Source organism: Thalassoglobus sp. (genome assembly GCF_048270125.1).
GTDB lineage: Bacteria > Planctomycetota > Planctomycetia > Planctomycetales > Planctomycetaceae > Thalassoglobus.
On record NZ_JBLWTN010000004.1, the window covers coordinates 141,781 to 160,083 of the forward strand.

General features: G+C 48.6%; 18 protein-coding genes. 11 read left to right on the forward strand and 7 right to left on the reverse strand.

Annotated features, from left to right (window positions below; genetic code table 11):
• Position 1: 1 nt before the first annotated feature.
• Positions 2-1,693: a hypothetical protein gene (locus ACN0YR_RS06785; RefSeq protein WP_417848441.1), complete on the reverse strand. Its 1,692-nt coding sequence runs from the start codon at positions 1,691-1,693 to the stop codon at positions 2-4.
• Between the two features lie 516 nt (positions 1,694-2,209).
• On the opposite strand from ACN0YR_RS06785, the gene ACN0YR_RS06790 reads away from it, so the two are divergent.
• Positions 2,210-2,635 (forward strand): carboxypeptidase-like regulatory domain-containing protein, encoded by a 426-nt coding sequence (locus ACN0YR_RS06790; protein ID WP_417848442.1) that lies wholly within the window; start codon positions 2,210-2,212, stop codon positions 2,633-2,635.
• A 51-nt stretch (positions 2,636-2,686) separates the two neighbouring features.
• On the forward strand, positions 2,687-3,613 hold the full coding sequence (locus tag ACN0YR_RS06795) for a DUF1559 domain-containing protein (RefSeq protein ID WP_417848443.1): 927 nt from the start codon (positions 2,687-2,689) through the stop codon (positions 3,611-3,613).
• A 241-nt stretch (positions 3,614-3,854) separates the two neighbouring features.
• Here the strand turns inward: ACN0YR_RS06795 and ACN0YR_RS06800 are convergent, their stop codons facing one another.
• Positions 3,855-4,484, reverse strand: coding sequence for a hypothetical protein (locus ACN0YR_RS06800; RefSeq protein WP_417848444.1), 630 nt, complete (start codon positions 4,482-4,484; stop codon positions 3,855-3,857).
• Positions 4,485-5,053: 569 nt separating this feature from the next.
• On the opposite strand from ACN0YR_RS06800, the gene ACN0YR_RS06805 reads away from it, so the two are divergent.
• The 6 genes from ACN0YR_RS06805 (at position 5,054) to ACN0YR_RS06830 (ending at position 10,891) form a co-directional block, all read left to right on the forward strand.
• On the forward strand, positions 5,054-6,376 hold the full coding sequence (locus ACN0YR_RS06805; protein ID WP_417848445.1) for a DUF5690 family protein: 1,323 nt from the start codon (positions 5,054-5,056) through the stop codon (positions 6,374-6,376).
• A 42-nt stretch (positions 6,377-6,418) separates the two neighbouring features.
• A complete protein-coding gene (locus ACN0YR_RS06810) occupies positions 6,419-7,561 on the forward strand; it encodes a zinc-binding dehydrogenase (RefSeq protein WP_417848446.1) in 1,143 nt (380 codons plus the stop codon).
• Positions 7,539-8,102 carry a phosphonate degradation HD-domain oxygenase gene (locus tag ACN0YR_RS06815; RefSeq protein WP_417848447.1) on the forward strand — a complete coding sequence of 188 codons (564 nt, stop codon included), beginning with the start codon at positions 7,539-7,541 and terminating at the stop codon, positions 8,100-8,102. Before ACN0YR_RS06810 ends, ACN0YR_RS06815 begins: the two co-directional genes overlap by 23 nt.
• Positions 8,099-9,235 carry a TIGR03364 family FAD-dependent oxidoreductase gene (locus tag ACN0YR_RS06820; protein WP_417848448.1) on the forward strand — a complete coding sequence of 379 codons (1,137 nt, stop codon included), beginning with the start codon at positions 8,099-8,101 and terminating at the stop codon, positions 9,233-9,235. Before ACN0YR_RS06815 ends, ACN0YR_RS06820 begins: the two co-directional genes overlap by 4 nt.
• Positions 9,232-10,050 (forward strand): phosphonoacetaldehyde hydrolase, encoded by an 819-nt coding sequence (phnX, locus tag ACN0YR_RS06825; RefSeq protein ID WP_417848449.1) that lies wholly within the window; start codon positions 9,232-9,234, stop codon positions 10,048-10,050. The genes ACN0YR_RS06820 and phnX overlap by 4 nt, the downstream gene beginning before the upstream one ends.
• 109 nt (positions 10,051-10,159) lie before the next feature.
• On the forward strand, positions 10,160-10,891 hold the full coding sequence (locus ACN0YR_RS06830) for a 3-keto-disaccharide hydrolase (protein WP_417848634.1): 732 nt from the start codon (positions 10,160-10,162) through the stop codon (positions 10,889-10,891).
• 81 nt (positions 10,892-10,972) lie between these two features.
• On the opposite strand, the gene ACN0YR_RS06835 is transcribed toward ACN0YR_RS06830, so the two are convergent.
• The 4 genes from ACN0YR_RS06835 to ACN0YR_RS06850 all read right to left on the reverse strand — a co-directional run bounded on the left by ACN0YR_RS06835 (position 10,973) and on the right by ACN0YR_RS06850 (position 14,726).
• Positions 10,973-11,398: a hypothetical protein gene (locus ACN0YR_RS06835; RefSeq protein WP_417848450.1), complete on the reverse strand. Its 426-nt coding sequence runs from the start codon at positions 11,396-11,398 to the stop codon at positions 10,973-10,975.
• A 349-nt stretch (positions 11,399-11,747) separates the two neighbouring features.
• On the reverse strand, positions 11,748-12,143 hold the full coding sequence (locus ACN0YR_RS06840; protein ID WP_417848451.1) for a Minf_1886 family protein: 396 nt from the start codon (positions 12,141-12,143) through the stop codon (positions 11,748-11,750).
• 147 nt (positions 12,144-12,290) lie between these two features.
• Positions 12,291-13,166, reverse strand: a complete 876-nt coding sequence (locus tag ACN0YR_RS06845; RefSeq protein ID WP_417848452.1) for a PSP1 domain-containing protein — start codon at positions 13,164-13,166, stop codon at positions 12,291-12,293.
• A gap of 123 nt (positions 13,167-13,289) precedes the next feature.
• The gene (locus ACN0YR_RS06850) at positions 13,290-14,726 is read right to left on the reverse strand and encodes a sulfatase-like hydrolase/transferase (RefSeq protein WP_417848453.1); all 1,437 of its coding nucleotides are present in this window, start codon (positions 14,724-14,726) and stop codon (positions 13,290-13,292) included.
• 246 nt (positions 14,727-14,972) lie between these two features.
• On the opposite strand from ACN0YR_RS06850, the gene ACN0YR_RS06855 reads away from it, so the two are divergent.
• The 3 genes from ACN0YR_RS06855 to ACN0YR_RS06865 all read left to right on the forward strand — a co-directional run bounded on the left by ACN0YR_RS06855 (position 14,973) and on the right by ACN0YR_RS06865 (position 17,102).
• Positions 14,973-15,674, forward strand: a complete 702-nt coding sequence (locus ACN0YR_RS06855; RefSeq protein ID WP_417848454.1) for an HAD family hydrolase — start codon at positions 14,973-14,975, stop codon at positions 15,672-15,674.
• Between the two features lie 55 nt (positions 15,675-15,729).
• Positions 15,730-16,407: a glycerol-3-phosphate 1-O-acyltransferase PlsY gene (gene plsY, locus ACN0YR_RS06860; protein WP_417848455.1), complete on the forward strand. Its 678-nt coding sequence runs from the start codon at positions 15,730-15,732 to the stop codon at positions 16,405-16,407.
• A 404-nt stretch (positions 16,408-16,811) separates the two neighbouring features.
• Positions 16,812-17,102, forward strand: coding sequence for a putative quinol monooxygenase (locus ACN0YR_RS06865; RefSeq protein ID WP_145197732.1), 291 nt, complete (start codon positions 16,812-16,814; stop codon positions 17,100-17,102).
• A gap of 111 nt (positions 17,103-17,213) precedes the next feature.
• On the opposite strand, the gene ACN0YR_RS06870 is transcribed toward ACN0YR_RS06865, so the two are convergent.
• Positions 17,214-18,260: a sigma-54 interaction domain-containing protein gene (locus tag ACN0YR_RS06870; RefSeq protein ID WP_417848456.1), complete on the reverse strand. Its 1,047-nt coding sequence runs from the start codon at positions 18,258-18,260 to the stop codon at positions 17,214-17,216.
• Between the last annotated feature and the right edge of the window lie 43 nt (positions 18,261-18,303).

Here is an 18,303-nt window from a genome sequence, read left to right on the forward strand (position 1 = left end):
ATCAGTTCGATGTCTGCTTGGGAAGTTTGAAAATAATTGACCCTTCGTCAGGGAAATTCAGGATCGCAGTGGTCTTGTCCTGGAACACAAATTGACGCTTCAGTTCTTGCCAAACTTGAATTTGCGGTGCATCCAGAATCTGCTCGATTTCGGTGTCCGAAATCGAATTCAAGGCGAATGCGACGAGAACAATTTCATTGATCTCCGAAGACAACTCTTCTGGCTGAACCGCAAATCGAGATTCAAGCAAATTGTACAGCGACTCGCTTTGTGCTTGCGATAACCACAATTCTCGGTCAAGTAAAGAAACCAGATACGAAACCTGACTCACTCGTGTCTGTTCTCTGAGGATTTGTTGATACTCTTCGTAACGTGGACCAAGGTTTTTGATGACTTCAGTGAAGATGGGGTGCGTCAGAATTGTGGTGTCATTTAGCTGTGGGAAGACAATTTGAATCGCTGAAGCTTTCCCGAGTCCCCTTTGCTCAAGGCGATTTTGAGTTTTCTGGACATTGTCTCGGACTGTTTTCTTTTGGTTTTCAACGAGATATTGGGCTACGCCAAGCTGTGCAAGTTCGAGCTGTTTCAACTCTTCCTCTGTTAATTTCAGAATCGCTGCCATCTCATTTGTGTGGAGTTGCAGGTGATGTCTTACTCGTAGCTTTGTTTCATCAAGGGAATTTTGGATCGCTTCATCGAATGAGAAGTCTTTGTCGGATGTTGAGAAATTGATCTGGATGATGTTGAGTGCTCGTGGCTGATTGCCACGGAGCAGAACGTTGTCAATTTGAGTAATTCGCTTCAACTCGGTTCTTTGAGGTGGACTCAGTTGGTCTTCTGGAAAATCTTTCAAAAGCTTGAAAGTGCTGTGATAGTCGAAAACGACTGAGTCGAGCTTGGTCGTGTAGAACGGGTAATCGGAATCTTTCAGGTAAGCTTTGAAATGGTTTTTGAGACTCGCTTCCTGATCGGGAGTGAAGTGAAGGGTTTCAGTCAAATCACAGTAGCTGTGGTCGACGAGAGCGGAAAGGAGCCGATCGTTTCGTGAGATCTGCTCTTCGGTGAACTGCTCTCCCTGATTTTCACTCAGGAGATCCTTGATTTTCTCGTGCCATTTTGAGTCATCTGAAAACCGACCATTCACCCCATGAGTTGTCAGCGTGATCGGCAAGACATCTCTGAGAGTGAAATGGTATTTCGCCCGATTCTCTCGTAACTCTTCTAGTTCCTTCTCAATGAGTTGAGCGTAAGCACGTTTTTGCTCCATGCTTAAATCGCAACAGTTCTCAACCCAGTTCGCTTGAGCCACAAGGAAGGCCCGGATCCGGTTTTCAAAGCTCCCAAGTCCTTTCTCTTTGAGTCGATGGTCGAATTGTTGAGGCTGAGACCGAACAAGTGCCCCGCCTCTCACGACAAAAGGCTGCTGAATGCGGAAGTTTTGGCCATTTCCCCTGACACGAATTTTCTGAAATCGCTGGATCGGGATTGGTTGAGGAATCACTCCATTTGGATTGCGAATTTCAAGTTGTGGGACGGCCTCTTTTTGTGCAGAAGCAAAATGAGGAGCACAAATTATGAAGAGCAAGAACAAGAACGAGAAGAGGCACCGCGGTGCAAGGGGGGCACCACAGATCCTCTTGCTGAGCAGGAATGGTAGAAGCGTTGTCACGCGGCAGAGTTGAGTCTGCGTCATCGGCATCACCTTGGTCAACGAGTCCACTTCAACTTGCCCAGTTCATTGAAGTCGAGAATACCGCGTCGACTTCAAGATTACCAACAGATTCTGTTCAAAGAAGAAAAGTTGCAACCCTGACGTCGAGTGTGAATTTAATGAGATCGTTCCTGGAAATATTAATTGCAGGCTGGCTGCCAGGTGTGCATCAGATTTGAAGAGACTCTTTACAAAAGTCGCTCCTCAGTATCTTGAAATCGGAAATCTGTGAATGTTTACCAAATTGAATGATCAAAAAAAGCTTATCTGTCTTGACAGGTTATTTCCGTTTACGAAACAATGGAGGTTTATGTGATGAGGTCGGGATCGAGAAAACAAGTAAAACCCTGACAAATGGTAGCCGAATTCTCTGCTACTAAATCAACACCCTTCATTTCGATTCAAGCATGGAACCTAAACTCAATTCCTCTCTTTCTCCTCCGAGCTTGATCACTGAATCATTTCAATAATTTTCATTCAAATTTGGCAGGACCGTTCATGCAGCCCTACAAAAAAATCGAGTGCGTGACTGTTTGTTTTTTGACAACAATTTTATTCGTCGGCTGTGGTTCCAAGAATCCTCTCAACCGACAGTCCGTCTCCGGGACTGTCACATTGAACGGGCAACCGGTTGAGTCTGGATCGATTGAGTTCCAACCTCAGGGGGCAAAAGGAACGATGTCTGGGGCGGTGATTGCAGATGGAAAGTATTCAATTGCGACGGCACAAGGCTTACCCCCCGGGAACTACACTGTTCGCATCTACTCTGCCGATGAGACTGCAGAAAGAGAAGAAGTGCCGGGAGAATCAAACAAGTTGGCGGTCGAGAAAATTCCAGCGAAATACAATACGGAAAGCACTCTTACTAAAAGCGTAGAAGCGGGCAAGGATAACGTCTTTGATTTCGAAATTCTAGCTGAATAGATCTTGTATTAAGATCTTTATATTTCGTTCCCTTTATTAAAGGATAAATTCATGCCTTACCGTAAACGAAGAATGGATGGGTTTACACTCATCGAATTGCTAGTGGTTATTGCAATCATAGCAATTTTGGTCGCACTGTTGCTTCCCGCAGTCCAGCAAGCTCGTGAAGCTGCACGGCGGACTCAGTGCAAAAATAATTTGAAGCAAATCGGCATTGCGATGCACAATTACCACGAGGTCAACAACGGCCTTCCGGTTGCACAGTATAGCTGTTGCTGGGGAACTTGGGTGGTGGGCATCATGCCATATATTGAGCAGACCGCTCTTTACGATAGATACGAGAAAAATCGTAAGTATGGAATCCCTTCAGATACAGCTCGCTACAACCATTCCGTTAACTTACCTGTTGTGCGCACCCGGTTTAAGACACTTTCTTGCCCAAGTGATTTGGATAATGCACCCTTCTCAAGTATTACGAATCACAGCTATGCCGTGAATTTTGGAAACACAGGCTACGCTCAACAGGCGACATTAAACGGAGTTACATTTGGAGAAGCGCCTTTCCGAATTTCCGGGAATAATACACCAGCCAGGAATAAACGATTCCGAGATGTGACAGACGGGACATCATCCACGATGATGGTCGCCGAAGTGCTTCAGGGACAAGGCAGAGATTTGCGAGGTTTCCTGTGGTGGGGAGATGCTTCTCAGTTCACAACATATCTACCACCGAACAGCTCAGCTCCAGATCGAATTTATTCATCTTATTACTGTAATAACCAGCCCGAACAGAATTTGCCATGTGCGGTTTCCACGACTGCCAATCCGACAATGTTTGGGTCGAGAAGCAACCATGTTGGAGGAATTCAAACCGTTTTGGTTGATGGTTCAACTCGCTTTGTTTCAGAGAATATCGACCTGGGACTTTGGCGAGGACTAAGTACTGCAAGAGGAAATGAAGTGATTGGCGATTTCTAAAACACGTACATCAATTTCATGAAAAGTTCCAGGAATCAGCAGTTCAGTCCAGTCCGTTTTGTACTCCTGAGTTGACATTCAGAGGAGCTTGAAGAGCAGGTCTAAGTACCCTCGAAAAGTTCGATGACTTGTCATTCGGGACAACAGGAGGATCAACAACAATTCCGTTTTTCACAATGACAATTCTTTCACAATGACCTTTCAGAGTCGCCATGCACAGCAAATGTGTGTGGCGATTTTTTTATTGGCACAATTCAACAACCATGAAACGCTCAGGAGTTGTCTTGTATGCGGCAGCCAGTTTTTGAAGAGTTCCCCAGCGTGTGCTGTGCTGCTTGCGTGCAAGTTTGGGGCACTCTTTTGGAAGATTTTCCAGGAGAGATTTTCGGATCACCATCGCGCGGACCTTTCGCATACGGATATTGCCATCGGCCTCACTGGTCAGACAAATGACAAACTGATCGCACGAGACCGGAAGCCCCAAATCAGACCGGAGAGCCCCGGTTGCGAATTGTTCGGAAATTTCATTCAGCACAGCATTCAGGTAATACCAGTAGTCTTTCTCTGGCAACGGCAGGATAGGATCTTCAAGAGTTGTCTTCTTAGCTGCCTCGATGACTGCTTGTGCCGCTTGAGAATTAGGAAACAGCAGTTCGCAGCGAGTTTCATTCAGTGTCCGGATTTTGAGGTTTCCGTCTCGAATGATATTCAGCGAAACATTCAGGCGATCAAAGAACTCTCGCTTCTCCCAGTTTTTCGCAGCACGACGTTTCCCGAACAACCAACCGACGAACATGAAGATCGCAGCTGTCACAATCTTGACCCAATGGTCCTCCAGCTTTTCAAATAAAATATCCAGGAATTCGACCATCGTGGTGATCCATTATCGTGCGGCGTAACGGTTTTTTGAGAAGACACAATCTATCACTTCGAAGTTCGGCAGTGCGAGTCTGCTGAGTGTCGATCTCATGAAAAGCAGACATCGCGGAGACTGGCAACACGAAAATGTTTGAAAGCGTTTTATCGCATTTGATGATGTGATCCTCACCCACTCTCTCGCGGAGAACATTCTAGAACCAGTCCGAAAACCTCTGGAATCGTCGCTTTCCTCAACGTTTGAGAGAGCAATTTCAAGTTTCAGGACCAGCTCTATAGAGCATCTTTCGAATTGGTTTGCAGGATCTGCCTCGTGGCGAACAGCATTTTCACTAGCGAAATGCGTTCTTCACGGGCACACGGTAGAGCAAACTGCTCTAGAAGTCGTGAAAATGATTGAGGTGGACTGCTGCAGAGAGCATGGTGGGAAATTCGAAGGAAAAAAACAGTATGAACTTCGAAATTGCTGGTCAATTCTTTACACAAAATTAATGCGAACTTACTACTCTTTTTGGTGTAGTCTTCATAAATTCGTTGTCGAGTTCGTGAGCAAAACGGCGCACTATGACTGAGAACCAAATTTCAGAACATGCGAACAGAAACCACGTCGGCTCGCTGATCTTGGCGGCGACCGCAGCGTTCTGTACTTACTTCTGCATGTACGCGTTTCGGAAGCCGTTCGCTGCAGGCACATACGAAGGGCAAGAGTTTCTGGGTCTAGGGCTGAAAACCGTTTTGGTGATCTCCCAACTTGCAGGCTACATGGTCTCCAAATTTATCGGGATTAAAGTTGTGGCAGAGATGCCCGCTAAATACCGGGCCTCTTCGATTATTGGACTGATTCTTGTCGCTGAGTTGGCTTTGGTCGGATTTGCTTATGGCCCACTTCCCGTCAAAGTGATCATGCTCTTCTTTAACGGGTTACCGCTGGGCATGATCTTCGGAATCGTGCTCTCTTACCTGGAAGGACGTAAGCAAACCGAAGCACTCTCTGCTGTACTCTGTGCCAGTTTTATAATTTCTTCTGGTGTCGTGAAATCGGTCGGACGCTGGTTGATTGAAGCTCACGGTGTCAGTGAATTTCATATGCCGATGATGACCGGAGCGATCTTCCTCGTCCCATTGCTTCTCTCTGTACTGGCCTTACAGGTAACGCCTCCTCCTGACCAGACAGATCGAAAGCTTCGTAAAGTGCGAAATGCGATGGATCGGAAACAGCGCAATCAATTCCTCGCGGCGTATTGGCCCGGGCTGGCGTTGATGGTGCTGGTGTATGTTGCCTTAACGGTCATTCGAACAATCCGTGATGACTTCGGTGTCGAAATCTGGCAGGCCATGGGAGTCACTGAAACTCCGTCCGTTTTTGCCCGGTCGGAAATGGTTGTCGGATTGTGCGTCACGGCGTTAAATGGACTCGCTGTCTGCTTTGTGAACAACGTGACGGCGATTCGAAATACCGTTGCCATGATGTGTCTTGCGTTCCTTCTGGTTGCCGCTTCTGCGTTTCTCCAATCCAGCAGTCAAATCTCTCCGTTTGTATTTATGGTGTTGTGCGGTGTCGGGATGTATCTCCCGTATGTGGCATTTCATACAACCGTTTTTGAGCGACTGATTGCAGCTTCGAAGCATCCCTGTAATTTGGGGTTTCTCATGTACCTTGCCGATGCCATTGGCTACTTGGGGTATGCGACTCTTTTGATGGTCAAATCGAAGGTTCCAGACAGCGATCAGATCCTGCCATTCTTTCGGTTTTCGATGATTTTTGTAGCTGGTCTTTCTATTGTCAGCTTGATCGGGGCCGTTTTCTTCTTTAGCAAGACTCTGGAAAACGAAGTGCTTGCCGAGGTGGAAGTTCTTCCTGAACCGATTCCTCAACCAGAACTATGATGAGAAATCGTTTCGTTTAATCGCAGACTGGACAGAAATACGTTGCTGGAATCAGGCCCACCCGATACCGACTCAGAATTTTCGCTCGCTGCCATCTTTCAAGAGGCTGGTGAGCCGTTAGAACTGTTGCGGTTTCCAATCCCAACACCAGTTGCGCATGAAGCGCTCGTTCGAATTGAATGTTGCACAGTTTGCGGAAGTGACTTACACACCATCAGCGGAAAAAGAAAAGAGCCGACCCCTTCAATATTGGGGCATGAGATTCTCGGTGTCGTCGAACGTCTTGGTTCTCCACCGTTGTGTGACGTTTCAGGAACTTCACTCGAAGTCGGTGACCGGGTGACCTGGTCGACCTGTATTTCATGCGGAGAATGTGCTCGCTGTCTTTCCGGATTGCCTCAAAAGTGTCATTCGATCGCCAAGTATGGGCATGATATCGCTGAAGGAAAATATGCGCTCAGTGGAGGGCTCGCAGATTTTATCCTGCTTCGCGAAGGTTCGGCGATCGTAAAGGTCGATCCCGCGCTCCCAGCGGAAGTCATCTGCCCCGTAAATTGTGCGACAGCCACTGTGACAGCGGCCTATCGAGTTGGGGGAATCATCGAAGGTCGCCGAGTTCTGATCTTCGGAGCAGGAATGCTGGGGCTGACAGCTGCTGCGTTTGCGAAATCAAATGCTGCCGCTCATGTGACTGTTTGTGATACAAATGCAGAGCGTTTACAGCTTTCGAGACGGTTCGGAGCCGATTCAACAATCGAATGGAGTAATAACGACGAAGAGTTCAGCGAGCGTGCTTCTGCATGCTCTGTCGATGGAAAGTTCGACCTGATTCTTGAACTCTCTGGTTCCTCGGAAGCTGTTGAGACGGCCTGCCGATTGGGAGCCATCGGAGCCAGTGTCGTGTTGGTGGGGTCAGTGATGAAGTCACCAATGGTTTCTCTTGATCCGGAAAGCATCGTTCGACGCTGGCTTTGCATCCGTGGAGTCCATAATTATGCTCCTGTAGACTTGCTCACAGCAATTAATTTTCTCAGTGACTCTCATTCCAGATTTCCGTTTGGCGAGTTGGTTGAAAAAACATTTTCGCTCACCGATGTGAATCAAGCGATTGAGTTTGCTCAGAACGCAAAACCGGTTCGCATTGCGATTCGGCCAGGATTCCATGGCAACACCGACAATTCGTGAACTTCTGGATCTGTTCGAGAGACATGGCAACTCTCAATATGGCGGGGAGAATGTCACTCAGCTTGAGCATGCACTTCAGGCCGCGACACTCGCTGAGGAAGAAAATGCATCTCCTGAATTGATCGTCGCTGCCCTGCTCCACGATCTTGGACACTTGCTTCACAACCTCCCGGAGAATGCTCCAGATCAGGGAATTGACGACCACCACGAAAATTTGGGGTATCGATTTGCCTGTCAATTGTTTCCGCAAGCTGTGACCGAACCGATCCGCATGCATGTTGTGGCGAAACGTTATCTCTGTGCGATCGAACCTGACTACTTCAGCACGTTGAGTCAGCCATCGGTTGTCAGTCTGGGACTACAAGGGGGACCGATGAATGAACATGAAATTTCTGATTTTGAACTGAACCCATTTGCTCAAGACGCCGTTCGTCTGCGACGTTGGGACGATACCGCCAAAGATCCCACAGTCAAAACGTCACCACTCTCACACTTTAAAAAATATCTTAGTGAAGTCGCTTTCAAAAGGAGCGTGGAATGACTCCTCAATATGATGTTGCCGTGATTGGAGGCGGTATAGTCGGCTTGGCTCACGCCTTGATGGCATCTCGACGTGGGTTGAAGGTGATACTGTTTGAAAGGAGTTCGAAGGCGCAAGGGGCTTCCGTTCGGAACTTTGGCATGATCTGGCCCATCGGGCAGCCAGCCGGCGAACTTTACGAAGTCGCAATGAAGTCTCGCGATTACTGGATCATGCTCGGAAAGGCGGGTGTTCTGGAGGTCGAAGAATGCGGCTCGATTCATCTCGCCCATCATCAGGACGAACTCGATCTGCTCAGCGAGTTCTGTGAGCAAGGAACGCATGAATGCGTGATGATTTCCGCAGAGGAAGTTCTGAAACGCTCACCACTTGCCAACCCGACTGGCTTACTCGGCGGAATGTTCAGCCCGACGGAATTGCGAGTCAATCCCCGCGTTGCCAGCGCTCAAATCGTTGATTGGTTAGTGAAAACGCAAGGGGTTGAGGCTTGCTTTGAGACACAAATCACTTCCATCAACGACAAGACAATCCAAAGCGCAGATGGAAAACGCTGGAAGGCAGATCAAATCATCGTTTGCAGTGGGAGTGATCTTCAAACGTTGTATAGCGAGATTCTTGAAAATTCGGGACTCAAACTTTGTAAGCTGCAAATGCTCAAGTCGGTTGCCCAACCTGAGATCAAGTCTGGCGCACCACACCTGGCAAGCGGACTGACCCTGCGACATTATTCTTCATTTGAAACTTGTCCCTCGCTTGAGAAACTGAAGAGACGCATCGCGACGGAATCCCCTGAACTGGACACGTTCGGGATTCATGTGATGACTTCGACGTTTCCGAATGGAGAAACTATCCTCGGTGATTCACATGAATATGGCGATGCGATCACTCCGTTTGATAAATCAGAAATCGATGAGCTCATGCTGCGAGAACTTCGCAAAGTTTTTCAGTTGCAAGACTGGACGATTCAAGAACGCTGGCACGGGATCTACGCCAAACATCCGAGTTTGCCGGTCTTCGAAGCACAAGCAGAGGATGGCGTACAAATTTTTGTTGGCCCCGGCGGGGCCGGAATGACAATGTCGTTCGGATTGGCCGATCGGGCATGGAATACTTGGACTGGAGAAATAAAATGACAAAGACGTTGAAACATCTCAATGCAATCGTATTTGACTGGGCAGGAACAACTGTGGACCACGGAAGTTGTGCTCCGGCAATTGTGTTTCAGGAAATTTTTCGTCAACGTGGAGTGAAAGTGACAGCCGCGCAGGCTCGCGAGCCGATGGGGATGGCCAAGCGGGCACATATCGCCACGGTCGTCGCCATGCCAAGCGTTGCCAAATCCTGGGAAGAAAAATATGGCAGCCCTTGCAGCGATGCTGATATCGACGCGATGTATGCAGATTTTCTTCCGTTGCAAAAGAAGACGCTTAAAGATCACAGTCAACTCATTCCAGGTGTGGCGGAGGCCATTCAGGAGTGTCGTGCGCTCGGCTTGAAGATTGGATCGTCGACGGGCTACACACACGAGTTAATGGAATCTGTCACAGCGGCAGCGAAGGAGCAGGGTTACGAGCCCGATTGCCTCGTTTGTTCGGAAGATGCCCCGGCAGGCCGCCCTGCCCCGTATCTTCTCTACGAGGTTTCAAAACAATTAGAGGTCTATCCGTTGTGGTCGATGATCAAAGTGGATGACACGCCAGTAGGGATCGAAGCGGGTCGCAACGCGGGATGTTGGACCGTCGCGATCACTCGGACCGGCAATTGTGTCGGACTCAGCGAGCAGGAAGTCGAAGCGATTTCACCAGCAGAACTTCAAGAGAAGTGTCAGGCTGCTGAAGAGCGTTTTCATGCAGCGGGGGCGCACATTATCATTGAGTCTGTTGCGGATATCGTTGAAGTCGTTCACGAAATCGAAGCACGCATGGAGCGAGGAGAAATGCCGGTCTGATCATTTCGAATCGTGCCCATTCACGTTCGCCAGGACGTTACTCTAGAAATCAGGACTCTCAATGAAGCCTTTCATCATATCCATTTCGGCCATTCTTTTTCTTGTTCAAATGCCTTTGCACGCTGCGGAGCGAACGGGCGTTGGCGCACAGGCTCCCGAAGGTGCAGAAGTTCTCTTCGATGGAAGTCGTGAAATGCTCGATGAGAAATGGACATATTGGAAAGGTCCGCGATTCGCCTCTTCGTTGCCGATCAAATGGAAAATTGTGGACGACCCCGTTGATGACGGAACGGTTCTCATGACAGACGACCCTGTCGCTGCTGGTGGAAAGTACGGGACTGCGGACATCGTCACAAAGAAAAAATTCCGAGACTTTCGAGCCCATGTTGAGTTTCTCATTATGAAACCGGGAGGCAACAGTGGAGTCTATTTGCAGAATCGTTATGAGATTCAAGTTCTGGATGGTGACAAGACAAAGCATGGAATGGGGGCGGTGATTAATGAAACCGAATCACCCTACGACGCATACAACGGTCTCAAAAAATGGAATTCTTACGACATCATCTTCCGCGCTGCTCGATTCGAAAATGGGAAGCGATCTGAAAAAGCGATGGTCACAATGTACTTCAATGGAAAGAAGGTACACGTGAACCAGGAAATCAATCAGGTTTGGGGCGGACCGAATTCCGGAATCGATGGCGGCAACGACGGTGGGCGTGGAATCACCGATGTTCCCGGTGGACTGAAGCTTCAGTGTGAAGGCCACGATGTTCGCTATCGAAACATCTGGATCAAAGAACTGGATTTAAAATCGGCAGAGACTGACATCGCTGTCGAATAAAACATATTCGTGCTTCTTGTGTCAGTTTCGAATGACACTTGATGAGGGACAGAGAACGTCGAGACTAACAGAGGATTTGCTTTAGTCTTTTGGCTCGTTCAACAGCGACTCTAATTGCTGCGTTGCATCTTCAGTCGCGGGATAGATGAGTGGTTTTCCGCGGACTTTGGTTGGAGTCGCGTAGTAGACGTTTTCGATCTTCACGACCGGAACGAGATATTTTATACCGGGACTCGCTGAGAGTTCCATGACATTGTGGAATCGAATTGAGTCTTGCTCTGCATCTTCGGGCCAGGACTTCTCGATAGTGAACTTCTTGAGTCCATCGTCAAATTGTCCTTGGACAATTAAGTCTGAGTTCTGGACCTGAAACCGGTTCAGAGTCGTTGGGTTCGCTGTGGTGAGCGTCATCCATAATAAAATGGAGAGCCAGATTGCTCCGAGAAGCATTGCGATCGTCAGCCGGGAAGATGGAGGGCGAACCTGTGGTCGATCACTCTCTGGCACGAACGCACTCCGTCAGTCGTTGGGGATCTCGTTGAGTTCAATTCTCGCATTCAATCATCACGGACTGAATACACTATAGAGTCTGAGGGGACCTCTGAGAGCAGTTTGCTCTTCCGTGGCCCTGTGTCGACCACGTTTCCCCAGTCAAACTGCTGTTCGTTACGAGGCTGATCGCGAACGCCAATTCGATAAATACTGGAGAATTGATTTTGGAATTTGCTCTCTCAAGCACTGAGAAAAATGACCATTCCAGGAATTTCAGGACTGGTTCTAACCAGAATTGCTCCGGGCGACCCACCGTGAAAATCCACGATGAGTCGTCTTCGCGATGAATTGTGACTTTGGGTCTTTATTCTGAATCACTCTGGGGGGCAACAATCTCGTAGTTGTGATCAAAGGCATCTTCGAAGTCATACACATCGAAGAAATCACTCAACTGATCTCGATCTGTTTTCCGCATTTCTCCTCGCTCAATCATGTCGAAGACAATGCGTCCGAAATCGCCAGTGCTGTGGACTCCCCAATGGGCAAAGACATGACTTGTCAAAAGACCATATCGAAGGATTCCCAACTCACGCACACCATGCATGAGTTCCTGACCTGTAATGTGGGCGTCCTCTTCATCGTTGAGCGAAGAACTGCGGTCCAACTTATTTTGAGTATGGTGCAGCGCTTCGTAGATAAAGCGGTACGCATCCTGGTGGTATTTCGTTTCTAAGGGGGCAGTTGGGCTTGGCAGACTCATTGAGCCACTCCGTCTCTTGAAACACCGATTGGCGGGGATGAATGTAACAGTGGGGAAATGAATATCATCGTGTTCTGAGGATACTCTGTACTAACTATACTACGTGTGGTGCAATTGAGGAAAGGTCTTCCATGAAAATGTTCTCGCTCATTCGGCAGATTTCGCATCCTCGGGAGGGGTCTTTTCTTGTGGTGGTGTTTTTTGTGAACCACCACTAATCACGGTAATAATATCGGCAGAATCGACAAGAATTCTACGGTGGTCTTCGAATGAGACAAGAATCTTTTGTGCAAGAATTTCCTGCGCGATCACTTTCCCTTTTCCTTGTTTCGTGAGCACCATTTTGCCGATCTTGGGAAGTTCTCGCCGATACGATTCGTAAGTGTCGTATTCGTACCGCAGGCAGCACTTCAGCCTTCCGCAACGCCCTGATATTTTATTTGGGTCCAGCGAAGCTTTTTGCATTTTCGCCATTTTCATCGAAACCGGAGGCATTTCGGTGAGATGCGTATTACAGCAGACAGGCTTCCCGCAATCCCCGTAATCTGCCATGAGCTTGGCTTCGTCCCGAATTCCAATTTGCCTCATCTCGATGCGAGTATTGAATTTTTGAGCAAGTGTTTTCACTAACTCGCGGAAATCGACTCTCGATTCGGACAGGAAGTAGAAAATCACACGTTCACCGCCGAACAATCGCTCCACATCGACCAATTGCATCGGCACTTTCATTTCTGCAATCGTCTCTTTGCCACTCTGGAAAGATTCTTGCTCGCGAGCCCAGCCCTCTGTGCGAGTCTTCTCGTCCTCCTGTCCCGCGACCCTGAGAATCTTTCCACTTGCGTCTTCTTTGCCAAGATACTCCTTTGTCCGCTCGTTGGCAGAGCAAAGGATTTCTCCCCATTCTGTTCCGCGATGGCTGCGAACAACCACCTGGTTACCACGTTGAAATTCTTGCGGTCCCTTGGCACTAAACTCACCCAGGAATCGCATTGTTCCGTAACGCACGACATATTTGTTTGCCATAATTCACTCCAGAATCCAGAATAAAAAAGAGTTGGCGGGACTTCTTTGCTTTAACAAAACTGATCAAGCGAGCGTCATTCATGTGGATGACAGCGGTCTGACAGCTTTGTTAATGTTACTTCGTCATCCAGCTGCTAAGTGTGGAAAAGCAGCCTTGAGGTCGAGTGTGTCACCATTTTCTTTCTGGAGTTCAAGCAGCGACTGAAAGAGCTTAAGAGACGTTGCTTGCGTGTCTGGATTGTCGAAAAGATCGTCGAGTTCGTTCGGATCTTTTGTGACGTGGTACAGACGGGCCTTGCTGATTTTCGGATACAGAATCAATTTGTATCCATCCTGTTTGACCATTCGTTGAAGGTCAATATAGCCACCATAAATCGCTGGGTAATATGTCTTGGTTCGTTCGCCGCTGAGAATCGGCAGGAGACTATGGAAGTCCACATGCTTCGGCTTTTTGACATCTGCAAGTTCCAGAGTCGTTGGCATCACATCCTGTAAGTAAATTGATGTGTCAACCTTCTTCCCTTTAGGGACGCCCGGACCGACCACCATGAACGGAACTCGAATGCTGTGGTCGTACATATTTTGTTTGCCGATCATTCCATGGTGGCCAACGGCCAGTCCGTGATCAGCAGTAAAGAAGATCCAGGTGTTATTCCGTTTGCCAGATTTCTCCAGCCCATCCAGGATGCGACCAATCTGGTGATCCATGTGGGAGATGATTGCGTAATATTCCTGTCGGTTCACTCGCACGGAATATTCGGTTCTGGGAAAAGGGGCGAGTTTTTCATCGCGTTGATTCTTCCCGAGACCGATCTCTTCGTGATAAGGATACAGCGGTTGAAAACTTGCCGGCACTCTGATTTTGTCTTCAGGGTACATGTCGACAAATTTTTTGGGCGACTGCCTTGGATCATGCGGAGCATTGAAGGCGATGTACATGAAGAAGGGAGAGTCTTGAGCCTTTGCGTCTTCGAAGAACGAAAGTGCATCATCCGCGACAACAGTGCTCCAATGTTTTCCACCTTCCCAGAACCCCCCAAATTTTTTGTCGTAGGGACTCCACTGATCTGGTTGGCCTTCCACTGGACGGCTGTAGCCTACTTCAGTCTGTTTAGGCATTCCGCCACGGATGTGGTCAGTCACGTCAAATGTTTTCGCAGCGTCGTATTTCACGTGCCACTTGCCGGTCATGTATGTCCGGTACCCTGCGGACTTCATGTGCTCCGCCCAGAACCGGCCATTCTCAACTTCTTTTTTGAGATCGGCGTTCACTTCGTTCGCGTGCCAGATGTAGCGACCAGTGTTGATCATCGTCCGCGATGCAACGCAAATTGCCCCATTCCATCCACCCATGTTGTAACACTGAGTAAAGGTTGTCCCCTCTGACACAAGTCGATCGAGGTTTGGGGTGCGGATCTCGTCATTTCCAAGGGCATGAATCGTGTCGTAGCACTGGTCATCTGCAAAGATGAACAGGATATTCGGCTTCTCAGCCGCGAACGCAGAGCTCGAACCAGAGAGCACAATCGCAGCAAAAATATGGAAAAGACTTTGTTTCATCAGGGCAGATTTCTGTTCGCTTTTGGGAAATCAACGATTTCGAGCATGATATCACGCTTTTGGTTCTCGCCTGTAGACTTGCAGACTACTATTCTCACAAATTGAAGGCTAGGCAACTTCCCAAAGAACTGACTTGGAAGGCTGAATTGAGCCCCATCAATTTTTCCAACATTGAGAGCCCAGCCAGATGATATCGGATTCTGGGGACGGCTCAGATCATATCCCTTACTAGAGTTTGCTTGAATAATGATGTCGACTGTATGTCTCTTTGATATTGATGGAACATTACTCAACTCCGGTGGAGCGGGCCAACATGCGATGGAGCAGGCGCTCCTGGACGTTTTCGGTGTGACAGGTCCATACGAGGATATTCGCGCTGCCGGACGGACCGATAAAGCGATTACCACGGATCTCTTCAATCATCACAAGATTGATCTCTCCGAGGAGAATTGGAACAGCTTTCTCGAATCGTACTTGGCTCACCTTCCAAACTCATTGGCAACTCAAAAGGGCAACGTGCTCCCCGGAATCGTGGACATACTAAATCGGTTGAGCGAAGACGAATCGGTGTCGCTCGGATTGCTGACGGGGAATCTTCGGGTTGGTGCGGACGTCAAGTTGCAACATTACAAATTGGATCATCATTTTGAGTTCGGCGGGTTTGGAGACGTGCATCACAACCGGGATGACGTCGCTCGACTTGCACTCCAGGAAGCGATCCGGCATTTGGACTGCGATGTTCCCGGAGAAACTGTCTGGGTGATCGGAGATACTCCTTCCGATGTCACCTGTGGACGCGCCATCGGAGCACGCACGATTGCGGTTGCCACGGGTATCTATGACGCGAAAGTTCTCAGAGACGCAAAACCCGATTATCTGTTTGACGACTTCTCCGATGTCGCGAAGGTCGTTGATTGTCTGATGGGACTGGCGAACGCTGCCGAGTAACCAGCGATCAAGTAAAAAAATCTCAAGTCGGAAGCACCCTAAGAAGGAATCAAGAATGTCCCCCGGTGTTGCATTTACGCTCACTGCTGCAATCGCATATTTGATCGGATCGATTCCGTTCAGCCTGTTGATCGCAAAATTTGTTCGCGGAATCGACTTACGCGAACAAGGAAGTGGCAACGTTGGTGCAACAAATGTTGCCAGAACGATGGGAGCCAAATGGGGAGCTGTTGCGCTTCTTTGCGATGCCACGAAAGGCATGCTTTCGGTCGGCCTGATTCCGTTGCTCCTTCCGGTCGATGAAACCTTGATCATTCATCAACAAGTCCTGGGAGCGATCTTCGCTGTTCTCGGACATATGTTTTCGATCTGGCTTGGAATGCGTGGCGGGAAAGGTGTTGCGACGGCATTGGGGGCAGTTGTGATTCTCTCTCCATGGACAACACTCATTGCCTTTATTGCATTTGTGATTGTGTTCGTTCCGACAAAACTTGTCTCATTGGCGTCGATGCTTGCAGCTGTCACCTACGCGGTGACGCAACTTGTGCGATATCAATCCGAACTCTTCTCCGAGCGACTCTGGAGCTTGGCGGTGTTCAGTATTGGAGTTCCTTGTCTGATCATCTTTCAACATCGTGCAAATGTTGTCCGGTTACTCAAGGGGACTGAATCAAAACTGACATTAGGAAAGAAAAAAACGGACCCTGCTCCGCAGGATGAAACGAGCAAGTGATCTCACGAATGACGATGCTCTCCGTACTCAAGCATGGATTCATGTGAGGCGTCGCTGTGGAGATGAGGGGAAATGAATAGAGTTCTCCGTGACCAGAGACCGGACGCATGCTTTTGTCGGCGAGGTTCTTGAACTCACTTTTTTCTGCGTCTCTTCTGTGTTAGATTCCTTGCTCCAATACACCAACAGAGTCAAATTCTAGAACACTTTCGTGTTTCTTGTGTCCGCGAAATGAGCGTCTTGTCAGGTGATTGGCTGTGTGCCACGAGACAGGACTGCTACACCTTTATCAAAACCTCTCTAGAGAGCAGTTTGCTCTACCGTGTGCCCGTGAAGATCTCATTTCTTCAATGAAAATAATGTTCGCCACTGGCAGAACCTAAAACCAATTCGAAAGATGCTCCATGTTTATTGTCACTGTCAATTTCAAAGCCAAGCCAGACAAAATCGAAGAGTTCCGCGAAGCGATTCTCTTTCAGGCAAAAAGCTCTCGGGACAACGAGGCGGGCTGTCAACAGTTTGATGTTGTCATTTCGCAAGACGACCCCTCCCGCTTTTTCGTCTATGAAATTTACGACGATGCAGCTGCTTTTGAAGTTCACAAAAACAGTCCGCACTCAGCGATCACCGGCGAAAGAGTTCCAGATTTGATCGAAGAGCGAGATCTTCAAATTTGGACCAAGATTGACGGGTGAGTCGTCCAATCGGACGCGGTCGCTCGTTCGGAGTCAGATTGTTCTTTCGCGAGTCGGTCGGTCTTTCCCATCGGCGATGGAGGTCGCAAAGACGATTTCCATCGTAGAAAACTATCGCGCGTCATCTTGAAGGCTGTAATCGTCGATTTTCTTATGTAGCGTGTTTCGATTGATTCCCAGCTTCGCAGCAGTTTTGGTTTGGGTTCCCTGACAGCTCCTCAGTACCTGGAGGATCAGCTCCTTTTCCACGAGCCCCATGACTGCTTCGTGACACTTTCCATCTTCTGCGACTTCATTGAGTCCACGTTCGACAAGTTCGGCACAAAGCGATTGCAGTTCTGACCGCTCGATACGGCCCAAGCGAATGGGAGCTTCTCCGCGAACATGAGAGGGAAGCAAGTCAGCGGTCAGTTCATCGCCATCTGCTAAAACTATTGCACGTTCGATGTAGTTTTGCAGTTCACGAACGTTCCCGGGCCAAAGGTAAGACTTGAGGAAATCGAGTGCATCCTGAGAGACCATTCTGATGATCCGCTGATTCTCGATTGCGTACCTGTTCACAAAAAATTGGACAAGTTCAGGGATGTCTTCCCGGCGTTCACGCAGCGGAGGAACGTAGAGCGGAAGAACGTTCAATCGGTAATACAAATCTTCTCGAAACCCATCGGTTTCGACCATCTCTGCCAAGTCCCGATTTGTTGCAGCGATCACTCGACAGTCAACGGTCACGGTTTTGGTGTCACCGACTCGCTCAAATTCATGCTCTTGAAGCACTCGCAAAAGTTTCACTTGAAGTGTCGGGCTGACAGAGTTGATCTCGTCGAGGAATATGGTTCCTCCATGTGCGGCTTCAAAACGTCCTGTGCGGTTTTCGATGGCGTTGGTGAACGCCCCTTTGACATGTCCGAAGAGTTCACTTTCCAAAAGGCTTTCACTCAATGCCCCGCAGTTGACGCGAATGAACGGACCGGTTGCACGCGGACTGAGATCATGAACAGAACGGGCTGCGAGTTCTTTCCCTGTCCCTGTTTCGCCAAGAAGCAATACTGTCGCTGAGCTGTTAGCGATCTTACGCAGGTGGCGAAAGAGTTCGCGCATCCGTTCGCTTGCTCCAATGAAGCCTTCGAACGGTGGGGAATCCAATTGTTTCGAATCCATGAATACGAATCGTGCAGATAGAGGCAGATAAATGTCAGACTGC